This is a genomic window from Micromonospora rosaria (genome assembly GCF_001567585.1).
Lineage (GTDB): Bacteria > Actinomycetota > Actinomycetes > Mycobacteriales > Micromonosporaceae > Micromonospora > Micromonospora rosaria.
In genome coordinates this window covers 18,163-32,065 of the sequence record NZ_LRQV01000085.1, presented here as the reverse complement: position 1 = coordinate 32,065, position 13,903 = coordinate 18,163, and the positions used below count along the sequence as shown (strand labels likewise).

Sequence of the window (13,903 nt, the reverse complement as noted above, 5' to 3'; positions counted from 1 at the left end):
GTGGCCGAGGCGGTCCACGGGCGTGGGCGCAGCATCCGGGTCGACGGCGCGCCCGGCATGGGCAGGTCGGCGCTGCTCGCGGCGGCCCTCTCCGGCGTCGCCCCGGCCGGCTGCCGCGTCGGCTGGGCGGTCGGCGACGAGGTCACCCGCCACCTGCCGCTGGGCACCCTGGTCGACTGCCTCGACTCGGCGCTGGCCGACGACGCCGCCCGCCACCTGGTCGACCATCCCCCGGGCGACGCGGACGACGGCACCTCCGCCGAGACCGTGGCGGCGGCGGTGGCACTGGTCCGCCGCGCCACCGAGGCGGGCCCGCTCGTCCTGGTCGTCGACGACCTCCAGTGGGCCGATCCGGCGACGCTGCGGGTCTGGGCCGCGCTCGGCGCACACGCCGCCGAGCTGCCGCTGCTCCTGGTGGCGGCGGCCCGGTCCGGCGCGTCGGACGTCCGAAGGCTGCCCGCCGACGAGGTCGTGGAGCTGACGCCGCTGGACACCGCCGCGGCGACCGCCCTCGTCCGGGCGGTGGCCCCGGAGCCACCCGAGCCCGAAGCCCTGGCGCGGATCCTCGACGACGCCGGGGGCCACCCCGGGTACCTGCGGCACCTCGCCGTGGGCGAACCCGGTGCGCCGACGGCGGGCGCCCTGGTGGCGACGGTCGAGGCGCACCTCGCCCCGTTCACCGGGGAGACCCGGCAGGCGCTGCGGGCGCTCGCCTTCCTGAGCGCGTACGAGTTGCGGGCGCCCGGTACGCAGCCGGCGGGCGCCACCTCGGCGGAGCTGGCCGCGGTCACCGACCGTACCCCGGAGGAGCTGGCGCGGGTGCTGGCGCCGGCGCTGGCCGACGAGGTCCTCACCACCGACGGTGACCGGCTGCTCTTCCGGCACCGGATCGTGGCCCGGACCCTGCACGAGAGCACCCCGGCGGCCCTGCGGATCACCCTGCACCGCTCCTTCGCCGAACGGCTCGCCGCCGCCGACGCGCCGGCCGAGCAGGTCGTGGCGCAACTGCTCGCCGGGGAGGTACCGCTCGACGGCCGGCTCGGCGGCTGGCTGGCCGAGCACGTCGAGGAACTCGCCGAGCGGGCGCCCCGGACCGCGCTCGCCGTGCTGCGCCAGGCCCACGTCCGGTACGCGCTCGACCCGGACCAGCGGCTGCTCCTCACCGCCTGGCTGGCCCGGCTGCTGCTGCGGCAGCAGCAGGTCGCCACGGCGGAGGCCGGCTGGGTCGCCGCCCGGACCACCGACCCCGACCTGCGGGGCGAGATGCGCTGGGTGGCGGCGCACACCCACGAGCGGCGGGGCGAGTTCGAGGCGGCGGCGGAGATCGCCCACGCGGCCCTGCGGGAACGCCGGATCACGCCACAGTGGCTGCACCGGCTGCGGACGCTGCTCGCCCGGGTGCGTCCGCACCTGCCGGGCCAGCCGACCATGCCGCACATCCCGCGGTCGACGACGATCGGCGGCGGCGACCCCACCGGCCCGTGACTCCACCGGCCCGTGGCGCAGGCACCGGCCGGGCCGGGAGTAGCCTCGGGACCTGTCACGATGGAGGGTCCGTGCAGACTAATCCGGACGACCCGCTGCGGGTGTCGGTGCTGGGCCCGGTCCGGGCCTGGCGCGGCGGACGCGAGCTGAACCTCGGCCCGGCCCGGCAGCGGCTGCTCTTCGCGGCGCTCGTCGTCGCCGGCGGGCGCGACGTCGGACGCGACGACCTGATCGCGGAGGTCTGGGGCGACTCGCCACCGGCGACCGCGACGGGCAGTGTCTACACCTACGTCTCCGGGTTGCGCCGCAGTCTGGGCCGGGAGACCCTGACCTCGGGGCCGACGGGGTACGCCGTCCGCCTGCGCCCCGGCGACCTGGACAGCGAGCGGTTCGCCACGGCCTACGCCGAGGCGGCCCGGCGGCACGACGCGGGCGACCTCGCCGCCGCCGTGGCCGCGCTGGACGAGGCGTTGGGGCTGTGGCACGGCGAGCCGTACGCGGGGCTCACCGGCCACCGGTTGGAGTTCGAGCGGGCCCGGCTCGTGCAGCGGCGGCTCGACGCTCTCGGCCGCCGCGCCCGGCTGCTGATCGAGCTGGGCGACGACGGGGTGGTGGCCGAGTTGACCGGGCTGGTCCGGGACCACCCCCTGCACGAGCCCCTGCACGAGTTGCTGGTGCTCGCCCTGCACCGCACCGGCCGGCGCGCCGAGGCGGTCGAGGCGTACCGGGCGGCCCGCCACACCCTCCGCACCGAGCTGGGGATCGAGCCGGGCAGCGCGCTCACCGACCTGTACGACCGGGTGCGCCGTGATCCGGCCCTGACCGTCGGCGGTGGGACCTCGGGCTCGCCCGGCCCGTCGCCGTCCCCGGCCCGCACGACGCCGGGTGCTCCCGGGGCGGGCTCGCTGGCCGGCCGGGCGGACGAGCTGGGCCGGCTGCGGTCCCTGCTGGACGCGCTCGCCGCCGGGCAGGGCAACGCCGTCTGGATCGAGGGTGAGCCGGGCATCGGCAAGACGGCGCTGCTCCGCGCGGCCTTCGCCGACGCGGGCGAGCGGGGTTGCCAGGTCGCCTGGGGCAGCGCCGAGGAACTGGACCGGTACGTGCCGTTGCAGGTGGTGGTCCGGGCGGTGCAGCCGCAGCCCCGGTCCGCCGACTCCCCGGTGGCCCCGCCGCCCGCCGGGTCGCACCTCGACGGCTTCGCCACGACCGATCCCCCGGTGCTGGCCGACCGGGTGCTGGCCCGCGTCCGGGCCGCCTGTGCCGTCGCCCCGCTCGTGCTGGTCGTCGACGACCTCCAGTGGGCCGACCCGGCCAGCGTGCCGTTCTGGGACCGGCTGGTCGCCGCCACCCGGCGGATGCCGTTGCTGCTGGTGGCCGCGGCACGCCTGGAGCCCGGCGGCCAGGAGCTGGCCCGGCTGCGCCGGGGGGTCCGGTCCCGGCAGGGGGCGGTGCTCCGGTTGGGCGCCCTGCCGCCGGAGGTGGTCGAGCAGCTCGTGGTCCGCCTGGTCGGCGCCCCGCTCGGGCCGAACCTCGCCGAGGTGGTGTCGATCTCGGCGGGCAACCCCCTGTACGCCCGCGAGATGACCACCGCGCTGCTGCGGCGGGGCGCGGTCCGGACCGTCGACGGGGTGGCCGACATCCCCGACTCGGTACCCGTCGAGCTGCCCCGGCCGCTGCTCGCCGTGGTCCGGGGCACCGTGGACCTCCTCTCACCCCGTACCCAGGACGTGCTGCGGACGGCGGCCCTGCTCGGTACGCGGTTCTCCGTCGACGACGTGGTCGCGGTGACCGGGGAGTCCCCGTTCGAGCTGGTGACCAGCCTGGAGGAGGCGCTCGCCGCCAACGTCCTCGTCGGCGCCGACACGGCTCTGGCCTTCCGGCACTCCTTCCTGCGGCGGGTCCTGTACGACAGCATCCCGGCCCCGGCCCGGACGATGCTGCACCGGCACACCGCCGAGGTGCTGGCCCGGGGCGGCAGCCCGGTGACCCGGGTGGCCGAGCAGCTCGTCGCGGCGGCCTCGGTGGTGGACGACTGGACGGTGTCCTGGCTGGTCGCCCACTGCGCCGACCTGGCCCGCCGCGCGCCGCAGCTCGCCGGCGAGCTGCTCCGCCGGGTGCTCGCCACCGGGCCCGCCGACCCCCGACACCGCGCGCAGTTGCTGATCGCCCTGGTCAGGCTGGACCTGCGGGACGACCGCTGGCCGCTGGACGAGGCCCGGGAGGCGGCCGGGCTGGCGACAGACCCGGCCGAGCGCGCCGAGATGCGCCACCTGCTCGCGGCGATGACCCACCGGCGCGGGGACACCCCGGCGGCGATCGCCATTCTCCGGGACGCGCTGGCCGACCGCGCGGTACCCGACTTCTGGCGTACCCGGCACTGGGTGCTGCTGGCCGACCTCCGCCGAGGGCCGCTGGACGACCTGGACCGGGCCGACCGCCGGGCGGCGGCGCTGCACGCCGAGGCCCTCGCCGCGGGCCAGCCGTACGAGGCGGCCTCCGCGCTCCAGACCACCTGGCTGACCAACTCCGTCCGCCGCGACCACGAGCGGGCCCTGGAGTACGTCGACCGGGCGCTGGACGTCATGCGGGACAACCCGGCCTTCGCCGGCCTGTACCTGGACCTGCTCGACAACCGCACGTTCACGTTGCACAACCTGGACCGGCTGCCGGAGGCGGAGCGGACGCTGCGCGAGGCCCGGCTCTTCGCCCTCCGGCACCGGTTGCCCTCCGGCCTGCACACCGCCTCGGCGGTGCAGTACTTCTGGACGGGGCGGTGGGACGACGCGCTGGCCGAGATCAGCGCGGTCACCGACGACGTACCCCGCAACACGCTGCTGGGGATGCGGGACCCGGTCGCGGTGGCCCTGCTGCTGCACGGCGTGGCCGCGCTCGTCGCCGCGCACCGCGAGGACGGGGTGCTCGCCCGGGGGCACCTGGACGCGACCGACGCCCTGCCGGCCAGCGACGCCGAGCGGGAGAGCTGCGGCTTCCTGCTGGTCGCCCGCGCGCTCGTCGCCGAGACGCGGGACCGGCCGGACGAGGCGCTGCGGGTGGTGGGCCCGCTGCTGGCGCCGGAGTACGCGCCGCTGGCGGTACGGCACCAGTGGCTGCCGGAGGTGACCCGACTCGCCCTCGACCTCGGGCGGCGCGACGTCGCGGAGCGGGCGGCGGCGATCTGCGCCGCCGAGGCGGCCCGGGAGGTGCAGCCGGCACGGGCGTACCGGGCGGCGGCGCGCTGCCGGGCGCTGCTCACCGACGACCCGGAACCCGCCCTCGCCGCGGCGGCCCGCTACCGCGAGATGGGCTGGGTGACGGAACTGGCCGCCACCCTGGAGGACGCCGCCGTGCTGTTGGCGGCGAACCGCCGCCCGCACGAGGCGGCCGTGGCCGGTGGCGAGGCGGTGGACCTGTACACCATGCTGGGCGCCCGCTGGGACCTACGCCGGACCCAGCGCCGGCTCGCCGGGTACGGCGTCGAGCCGGCTCCCGGGCGGGTGCCCGGGAACTGCCTCGACGCGGGGTGAGGCGGGCGCTCAGCGCACCTCGATCTCGTACAGCGAGTAGCCGTAGTGACCGACGCGCTGGGTGGCGTACATCCGGACGTAGCGACCGGGTACCCGGTCGGTGGTGATCCGGACGTCGCCGCCCTGGCCGGCGGTGGTGCGGTACACCGTCGTCCAGGTGTCGCCGTCGAGGGAGACCTCCACGCGGTAGCGGACCGCGTACGCCTTCTCCCAGCGCAGCAGGATCTCGCTGATCTGCCACCGGGAGCCCAGGTCCACGGCCAGCCACTGGGTGTCGCTGAACTCGCTGCCCCACCGGCTCTCGGGGTCGCCGTCAACGGCGCGCTTCGCCGACCACAGGTCCCACTCGGCGCTGGAGGCGGTGACCGGCTGGTTCAGGGCCAGGTTCCGGCCGCTCGGGTTCGCCGAGGCCCGCACGGTGGACGGGGTGGGCGACGGCCCGTCCCCCGCCGGCCGGCTGGCCCGCGACCCCGGGGGGAAGGACTGCGGCGCGTTCTGCTCGGGCGGCCCCGCCGGCCGGCGCGCATCGGAGGGGGTCGGCTCCGGGGTGACGTCCGCGCTGGCGGTCGGGGTCGGTGCCGGGGACTCGGCGAGGATGGTGTCCGGCACGTTGGCCGCCTGCCGAGGGGTGTCGGAGCCGTTCGCGGCGAGGCCGACGATCGCCGCCCCGGCGAGCACCAGCACGGCGACCAGGGCACCGACCAGCGTTCCTCTCCTGCCGACCGACCGCCGGGCCGGTGTCGACGGGCCGGCCGACGACGCCGGGAAGGTCGGCGGCGGGGTGGCCGACGACGGCGAGGCGTCCGGCACCGGCGGGGTGGCCGGTGCCGGGGTGGCCGCCAGCGACGTGGTCGGCGGCACCGCCTCGGGGTTCCCGGCCGCCGGTGGCCTCGGCTCGGACGGCCCGGCCAGGAGCATGGCGACCAGTTCCTGGGCGGTCGGCCGGTCGGCGGGGTCCTTCGCCAGCGTGCGCGACAGCGGCTCCCGCAGGGACTCCGGAATCCCGTCCAGGTTCGGCGGCTGGGTCAGGATGCGGCCCGCCGTCGCGGACGGCGAGTCGCCCTGGAACGGGGTCCGCCCGGTGCCCGCGTAGGCGATGACGCAGCCCCACGCGAAGATGTCCGCCGCCGCGGTCACCGGCGTGCCCGGATCACCGGAGAACCGCTCCGGCGCCATGTAGGCGACGGTGCCGACCATGACGTCCGGCCGGGTGTGCAGGCTGGTCGCGTTGACCGGCCGGGCGATGCCGAAGTCGATCACCTTCGGGCTGCCCGGCGGCAGCAGGACGTTGTCCGGCTTGAGGTCGCGGTGGATGACGTCCGCGCCGTGGATGCCGGCCAGCGCGGTGGCGACCCCCACCGCCAGCGAGTGCAGGGCCCCGCCCCGCAGCGGCCCCCGCTCGGAGACCACCTCCTCCAGGTTCGGCCCGTCGACGTACTCGACGACCAGGTAGGGCGGGTCGTGGTCGAGGTCGGCGTCGACGAACTCGGCCGTGCAGAAGGGCGGCACCTGCCGGGCCCGTTCGACCTCGCTGCGGAACCGGCCGATGAACTCCAGGTCCGACGCGAGCGCGGCATGGATCAGCTTGACCGCCACGAAGGTGCCGTCGTCGCTCTCGGCGAGGTACACCACGCCCATGCCGCCCACCCCGAGCCGACCGACCAGCAGGTAGTCCCCCAGCCGTTCCGGATCGGTCGGGCTCAGCGGACTGACCCGGTACGCAGTGTCCACTATGTCTCTCTTCATTGGACGGATCCCGCGCAGCGTCACGACGGCGACGCCGTATCAGCATCCGGTATACCAGGTTCCGGAGGACGCCTGTCGGCGCGCGTCGACCGCCGGTGCGACCCGCTCTCCACGGTGGGTTCCAGGGTCGTCACCAACCGCGACGGGACCGACCCACGTCGAAACGTGCCCGGTCAGGCCAGTCCCGGCAGGGTGCCGATCCGCCGGCCCACCGCCGCGCCGACCGGCAGGCGTCGGCCCGCCGTGGTCCACCTCTCCAGGCAGCGGTACAGGGAGGTCAGCGCGAGATCGTCGAAGGGGGCACGGGTACCGACCTGTTCCTCGGCGGACAGCTCCCGCAACAGGATGCGGCCGGCCTCACCCTCGGCCGGCCCGGTCACCTCCAGCACCTTGAAACGGGTACCGGGCAGGAAGAGCACCCGACCGTCGGGGTACTGGTCGTCCGTTGGCTCCAGCAGCCGGGTACGGCGGGCCGTCATCGACCAGAGCAACACCTCCACGGTGCCGGGCAGGGTCTCCGGGGGCTCGACCAGCGCGTGCGTGAACGCCCAGTTCGTCAGCGTTCCCCGGTCCCGGATCTCGCGGAGTTCGTCCCCGTTGAGCGTGGCCGCCGCGCAGGTCGCGCCCCGGTGCGACGGCAGCCGGCTCACCCCGGCGGCCACGCAGCGCGCGAACGAGACCTGCCCGCCGCTGTCTCCCCTGCGCAGCGCCTCGTCCACCTCCACCCCGGGCGTGGACAGGTAGAGGCGTACGGCGACGGCGTCGGTCAGCGCGTCCTCGTCGGGGTTCAGCCGGGGATGCTCCGACAGCACCCGGGAGACCGCACTGGCGGCGGCGTCGAACTCCCGGCTGAACCGCCCCCGCAGCCAGGCCCGCTCGGCGTCGATGCCACGGGCGGTGGGCAGGCCCCGTGCCTCCGGGGCGGGAGGCACCTGGAAGCGCAGGGCCGGTCGGCTGGCCAGGGTGTCGCCGGTCGGGCGGCTGACCGGGGTACCCCCGGCTGGCGGGCCGGTCGGCGCGGGGCCGGTCGAGGCGGGGCCGGTCGAGGCGGGGCCGGTCGAGGCGGGGCCGGTCGGGTTCTCGGTATCGGCGTCGGCGCGCTGTGGCCCGGCCGTCGACGGTGGTGCCGCCTCCCGCGTCGCCTCGGGAGCGTCGCCGGCCGGAGGCGCGATCGGGGGCGGGACCACGATCGGGGGCGGGGGCGGCAGGTGGGTCAGGGTCGACGGGGACGGCACGGAGCCCGGGACGGGGAGCGGGACGGGGCCCGGTTGCCGGGCCGGAGGCGACGCGACGGCGGGGGAACCGGCCGGACGCGGCAGGGGCGCGAGGGCGCCCTGGGTGGGCGCGTCGACGGAGGCGGCCTGGTGCCAGAGCGGCGTGTCGACGGAAGGACCCGGGAACCGGCCCGGCACCGTCCGGGGGAGGGCCGGCAGGTTGGTCATCGTGCGGGCGTCCCGGTCGGGCGCGGGCTCGACCGGACCGAGCCGCCCACCGGCGGGACGGCCCGACCGGACACCGAGCACACCGGCGACCCGGCTGCCCGACGGGCCGTCCGCGCCGGCCGGGCCGTCCGCGCCGGCCGCGCCCGGCGAACTGTCCACGCCCGGCGAACTGTCCGCGCCGGGCAGGCTGTCCGCGCCGCCCGGAGCCGGGGCGTCGTCGACCCCGCCGGCCCGGCGGGATGTGCCGACGGCCTCGTCGGGCCGGAGGGATGTGCTGGCGATCCCGCCGGCCCGCAGGGACGAGGATGCCGCACGGGGCCGGCGGGACGAGCCGGGCTGCCCGGGTAGCGCCGGGCCGGGTGGCGGCACCGGCGGTACCTCGACGGGCGCGGCCAGGAACTCCCTGGCGGCGGGGTGCAGCTCGCCCGCCGTGGGCGGGGTCCGGGAGCCGGCCGGCCGCGTCCAGGAGGGGGACTGCACCCCGGGGACGCGCAGCGCGGCGAGCGGCGGGGCGACCTCGATCGCCTCGTCGAGGGCGAGGTCGGCGGCCGTGAACCGGTAGGTCCTTCCGTCGCCGAGGGTGCCGGCGGCGGTGGACCGGTGCCGGCTGACCGCCACGGCGGAAGCGAGCTGGAGGGCGCTGCGGGCACGGGTGGGCGCATCGAGCCGGGCGGCCAGGTCCTCGGCGAGTTCCCGCAGGCGCGCCACCCGCGCGGGATCACTGTCGTCGACGATGAGGGCGTGGCTGGCCGGGTCGGCGGGGCGGGCGCGGATGCGGTCGGCGTTGCGCGGCGTCCCGGTGCCCCGGATCCAGAGCCCGGACTGGACGATCTCGACCACCGCGTCGTCCGCGTAACCGTAGGTGCGGGGGCCGACGGCGGCACCGAGCAGCGTCGGCGCCTCGTGGTGCAGGATGCGGGGCATCGCGGCCGGCGCGCTGGGCCGGCCACGGGGGATGAAGCCGAGTTCGCGGACGAGGAGCTGCCAGCCGAGACGCCCGTCCCGCGTGACGGTGTGCATGTGGGGGCGGTCCGGGCGGCCGACGGGTATCCCGGCGAAGCAGACGACCGGTGTCTCCAGCAGGTCCGCGAGCCGCTGGCCGAGCGGTTCACCGGCGGGGAGCTGGACCGGGCCGTACTGCACGAACCGGGCGTACTGCCGGTGGTCGGGGGCGAGGCCGCGCCAGAAGCGGGCGACGTCGTCGAGGGCCAGGGGCGGCGTACCGGGGCAGCCGAGGACGACGGTCATCGCCTCGCGCTGGCAGGGGACGGCGGCGACCAGCCACCGCCAGCGGTCGCTGACCACGACCGGGTCCCGGGTGTCCCGGATCCAGACGCCGGCGGGGATGGGCTCCACGGCGCCGACCGCGCTGGTCGCCGCGAACTCGGCGGCGGCGTCGTCCCAGGGCGGGGCGGGGTGCCGCTTCGCCTCCGGTGCCGGCGGGCGGCCCGACCGGTACCGTACCCAGCCGCTGGTCTGCCCCCCGTGGGCGAAGAAAGTGCCGGCCGCCCCCCGGATCACCCGGCCGTGCGGGGTGACGACCGGACGGCGCAGCCGGTCGGAGAGCCACTGGGCGGCGAGCGCGGCGGTGTCGTGGTGCGCGCCGCAGACGACGAGCCGGATGCCGCGCCGACGCCGCCGCAACGCCTCCGCCACCGACTTCCAGATGCCCACCGGGAGGTCGTCGTGCAGGTCGAGGACGACGATCTCGTTGTCGGGGTCGTCGGCGACCGCCAGGGCCAGCGCCCGCGCCTCCGAACTGATCCGTTCCCGGGCGTGCAGGACCAGGGCGTTGCCCACCGTGTGCCGGAAGACCGGGACGGACGACCGGTCACGCAGGGAGCGCATCATGCCCATTCGACTGCCCCTTCCTCACGACGCACGGCGACCTGCCGGGCGGCATGGCCGGAGTCCACCAGGGAACCGGTCCCGGCGGAAGGGCGGCGGCGAGGGTCTGCCCGGGACCACCGTGGTTCTTGCCCGCACCCCCGGCGCCCGGCCGACCGTCGACGACCGGAAGCCGAGCGCCGTGCTCGGCGGGGTCCGGCCAGCCGTACGGTCAGTGGAGGTTGATCTCGATCGGGCCCATCTTCTCCCGGGCGAGCGCGGCGGCGTTCGCCCCGGCGGCCCGGATCGACTGCATGATCGCGTCCTGGAGGGCGGCGGCGTCACGGTTGTCGAAGACGACCGGGTTGACCTGGACCGCCTTGACCTGGCCGAGGCCGCTGGCCAGGACGACGACCGTGCCGTCCGCTGAGCGGCCGGTGACCAGGGCGTTCCCGAGCTGCGCCTGCGCGGTACGCATCTGCTGCTCGAACGCCTTGCCCGCCGCGACCAGGTCCTCGACCGTGGGCTGCTGTGGCTCGGACATGACGTGTCTCCTCTCAGCCGACGGCCGCGAGGCCGCCGGAGCGGCGGACCCCCACGACGGCCGGGGTGTGGCGACTGACCAGTCCGTGCAGGTCGGCCAGCGCGAGGGTGCGGGACCCGGTGGCGCGGGTCAGGGTCCGCGAGAGCTGGTGGGCGGCGCGGACCGTACGGTCGGGGAGTTGGCCGACCAGCCCGGCCAGGGCGGCACGCACGTCGTCGGGTACCTCGTGACCGTGCCGGACCAGGTGCCGTACGACGATCTCGGCGAGTTCGGCGACGCTGTGCTCGGGGACGGTCCACGTCTCGCCGAACACCTCGGTGAGGCCGGGCACCGCCGCGCCGAGCCGGGTGAGCGCCGGCGGCTCGCCGAGCAGGATCACGACGGGGTCGCCCAGGCCGGCGCGCACCTGCGCGACGAGCGACTCGACGATCTCCGGGCCGCCGTCGTCCTCGACGTAGTCGATCAGCAGGGTGCCGCCGGCCGCGTCCTGGAGGGCGGCCCGGACCAGGCTCGGGGCCTGTCCGGGCCACTGTGGCGCGAGCTGGCCGGCGGTGGAGACGCGCACCAGGTGCCCGACCGGTACCAGGTCCAGTTCGGACAGGCCGGCGGCGTAGTGCCGGGCGAACTCGCTGCGACCGCTTCCGGCGGCCCCGGCGAGCAGGACGTTGCCGTGCCGGCCGTACGAGCGGCGCCGGTTGCGCAGCTCACAGAGGCGCAGCAGGGTCGCGCCGACCGCGTCGCGGACCTCGGACCCGCCGACCAGGCGGCAGACCCGGTGCCAGCTCTGCGACGCGTTGATCGCGCCGGTCGGGTCGCTGGCCGCGTCGGTCGCGTTCCGCTGCTCGACCGGCAGCTCCTCCAGCAGCCGCAGCTCCGGGGCGAGATCCTCGGCGACGAGCCTGTTGATCTCGGTGTCCTTCGTCGGCGGCGTGGTGGCCAGCCGGGACGCCTGGTTGTTGATCATCGCCTCGAAGAGCTTGCGGGCGACCCGACCGTTACCGAACGTGGAGTTGCGCGGGACCCGCTCGAAGTACGTGGTCAGCGCGTCGGTCGCCTCGTCGGTCAGCTCGTAGTAGTGCTTGCGGCACAGGTTCGAGGTGATGGTGACCAGTTCCTCGACCGAGTAGTTCGGGAACTCGATCGTCCGGGTGAACCGGGAGGCGAGACCGGGGTTGGACTCCAGGAACTTCTCCATGAGTTCCGAGTACCCCGCCACGATCACCACGAGGTCGTCGCGGTGGTCCTCCATGATCTTCATCAGCGCGTCGATGGCCTCCTGGCCGAAGTCCGGGCCGGAGCCGCCGGAGCCGGCCGCGAGCGTGTACGCCTCGTCGATGAAGAGCACCCCGCCGATCGCCTTCATGACCAGTTCGGTGGTCTTGATCGCCGTGGAGCCGATGTACTGGCCGACCAGGTCCGCCCGGGCCGCCTCGATCATGTGCCCCTTGGCGAGGATGCCCAGCTCCGCCAGGACCGAGCCGTAGAGCCGGGCGACCGTGGTCTTACCGGTGCCGGGCGGGCCGGCGAAGACCAGGTGGCGGCTCATCGGTGGCATCGGCAGGCCCATCTGCTGCCGGACCTGCGCCATCTTGATCAGGTTGATCAGCGCGGTGACCTCCTGCTTCACCCCGCGCAACCCGATCAGGCTGTTCAGCTCGCGCAGCGGTCCGCTCAACTCGTCCCCCGCCGGCTCCTCCCCGGCGTCGGTGTCCGGGTCGGGCGAACGCTCCGGGGCGTACCCGGACGGGGGTGCCGCCGGGGAGACGGGGGCGGCGGACCGGGCGGCCCCGCCGGTGGTCAGCGAGGTCACGGTCAGCTGGGCGTCGTCGGCCCGGCGGAGGTCCTCACCACCGCTGTCGCGGACCACGCACCGGGTGATCGAGACCGGCTCGCCGGTCTCCACGTCGAACCCCGCGTCGCCGCTGTCGAGCACCTCGCAGTCGGTGAAGCTGCCCTGGGCGCCGTGCTCCAGCCGTACCCCTGCCCGGCGGGCGCCGCGCACCCGGACCTGACCGGCGGTCACCGTGCCGGCCGCCCCGACCCGCAGACCGTCGCCGCCCGCGTCGATGACCTCGGTGTCACGCAGCCGCAGGTCTCCGTTCCCGGTCACCTGGAGCCCGGCACCGTGCAGCGCGGCCGACTGGAGGGAGAGCGCCGCACCGGCACCGACCAGGACGCAGGTGGCCGCCGTACCGGTGAACCGGGCCTCGCGGATCGTGCCCCGCGCCGACTCCCCCAGTTCGAGCGCGTGGGCGCCTCCGGCGTCGACCACCAGGTCGGCGCCGGTGACCTCGGCACCGGCCCGCACCAGCAGACCGGCTCCGGTGGCGCGCAGGCGGTGCACGGTCATCGACGCCTCGCCGGTGACGACCGCCGCGTGCTCGCTGCTGCCCCGGACGGTCATCCCCTCGAAGCTCGGCGCGCTCTTCGCCTCGACGGTCACCCCGACCGGCGAGTCGGCGAAGACACAGTCGGCGAACGTCGGCCGGGCCTCGCCGGTGACGTGTGCGGCGCTGCGCCCCGCCGACCCGAAGGTGCAGTGCTCGAACCTCGGGGCGGCGCCCCCGGCGACGTGCACGGCCTGCAACGCCGCGCCGGTGAACTCCGAGTGGGTGACGACGACGTCGACCTCGCCGCGCATGAAGACGTCGACGTTGCCGCTCTCCCGCACGCTGAGCTTGTTGATCCGGGCGTGGCCGCGCTGTTCCACCACGAGCGCGGGCTTGCCGGCGCCGACGATGTCGAACTGCTCGACCACGACCCGGCCGTCCCCGTTGACGCAGATGCTGTTCGCCCCGGTCTTCTCCGCGCGGCAGCGCCGCAGCGTCACCGCGCCCTTGTCGCTGACCACGATGCCGGAGGTGGCGACCTCCCGGACCACGGTGTCCTCGACCGTGCTCGCGCCCGGTGAGGTGACCACGATCCCGGCCCCCGCCGAGGAGCGGATCTCGCAGTGCCGCAGCGCCAGGGTGCCCTGCAGCCGGGCCAGCAGCGTCACCCAGGCGGCACCGGCGATCCGGCAGTCGTCCAGCGCCGCCTCGCCGGAGTAGACGTCGACCGCGGCCAGCTTCGGGTCGTCGCTGGACAGCGAGATCCCGCGCAGGTGGGCGCCCTCCCCGTGGACGGCGAGGACGCTGCCCTCCTCCACGTGCACCTCGACGGTGCCGCCGGACTCGGCGCTGATGGTGATCCGGTTGCCGACGACCAGCTTCTCGACGTACCGCCCGGGATGCACGGTGATGGTGGCACCGGGTTCGGCGCGGGCGATCGCCGCGCCGATCGTCGGGAACGCACCGGGCCGGCCGCCTCCCACCATCAGGACCTGTCGACTCATC

The 13,903-nt window shown here is 76.0% G+C and carries 6 protein-coding genes; 2 read left to right on the top strand and 4 right to left on the bottom strand.

Annotated features, from left to right (window positions below):
- Positions 1-1,485 (top strand): AAA family ATPase (locus AWW66_RS20875; protein WP_157527649.1); only part of this gene is annotated, 1,485 nt, incomplete at its 5' end.
- A gap of 71 nt (positions 1,486-1,556) precedes the next feature.
- The gene (locus tag AWW66_RS20870; protein ID WP_067369124.1) at positions 1,557-5,009 is read left to right on the top strand and encodes an ATP-binding protein; all 3,453 of its coding nucleotides are present in this window, start codon (positions 1,557-1,559) and stop codon (positions 5,007-5,009) included.
- A 9-nt stretch (positions 5,010-5,018) separates the two neighbouring features.
- Here the strand turns inward: AWW66_RS20870 and AWW66_RS33850 are convergent, their stop codons facing one another.
- The 4 genes from AWW66_RS33850 to AWW66_RS20850 all read right to left on the bottom strand — a co-directional run bounded on the left by AWW66_RS33850 (position 5,019) and on the right by AWW66_RS20850 (position 13,902).
- On the bottom strand, positions 5,019-6,740 hold the full coding sequence (locus AWW66_RS33850) for a protein kinase domain-containing protein (protein WP_067369121.1): 1,722 nt from the start codon (positions 6,738-6,740) through the stop codon (positions 5,019-5,021).
- A 188-nt stretch (positions 6,741-6,928) separates the two neighbouring features.
- Entirely contained in the window at positions 6,929-10,054 is a 3,126-nt protein-coding gene (locus AWW66_RS20860; RefSeq protein WP_067369118.1) for a hypothetical protein, read from the bottom strand.
- 202 nt (positions 10,055-10,256) lie between these two features.
- Positions 10,257-10,568 carry a YbaB/EbfC family nucleoid-associated protein gene (locus AWW66_RS20855; RefSeq protein ID WP_067369116.1) on the bottom strand — a complete coding sequence of 104 codons (312 nt, stop codon included), beginning with the start codon at positions 10,566-10,568 and terminating at the stop codon, positions 10,257-10,259.
- Between the two features lie 13 nt (positions 10,569-10,581).
- The gene (locus tag AWW66_RS20850) at positions 10,582-13,902 is read right to left on the bottom strand and encodes a right-handed parallel beta-helix repeat-containing protein (RefSeq protein WP_067369114.1); all 3,321 of its coding nucleotides are present in this window, start codon (positions 13,900-13,902) and stop codon (positions 10,582-10,584) included.
- Between the last annotated feature and the right edge of the window lies 1 nt (position 13,903).

Bases quoted from the DNA above. Each gene is read 5' to 3' on its own strand.
- AWW66_RS20860 (WP_067369118.1), bottom strand. From the start codon at position 10,054: ATGGGCATGATGCGCTCCCTGCGTGACCGGTCGTCCGTCCCGGTCTTC.
- AWW66_RS20855 (WP_067369116.1), bottom strand. From the start codon at position 10,568: ATGTCCGAGCCACAGCAGCCCACGGTCGAGGACCTGGTCGCGGCGGGC.
- AWW66_RS20850 (WP_067369114.1), bottom strand. From the start codon at position 13,902: ATGAGTCGACAGGTCCTGATGGTGGGAGGCGGCCGGCCCGGTGCGTTC.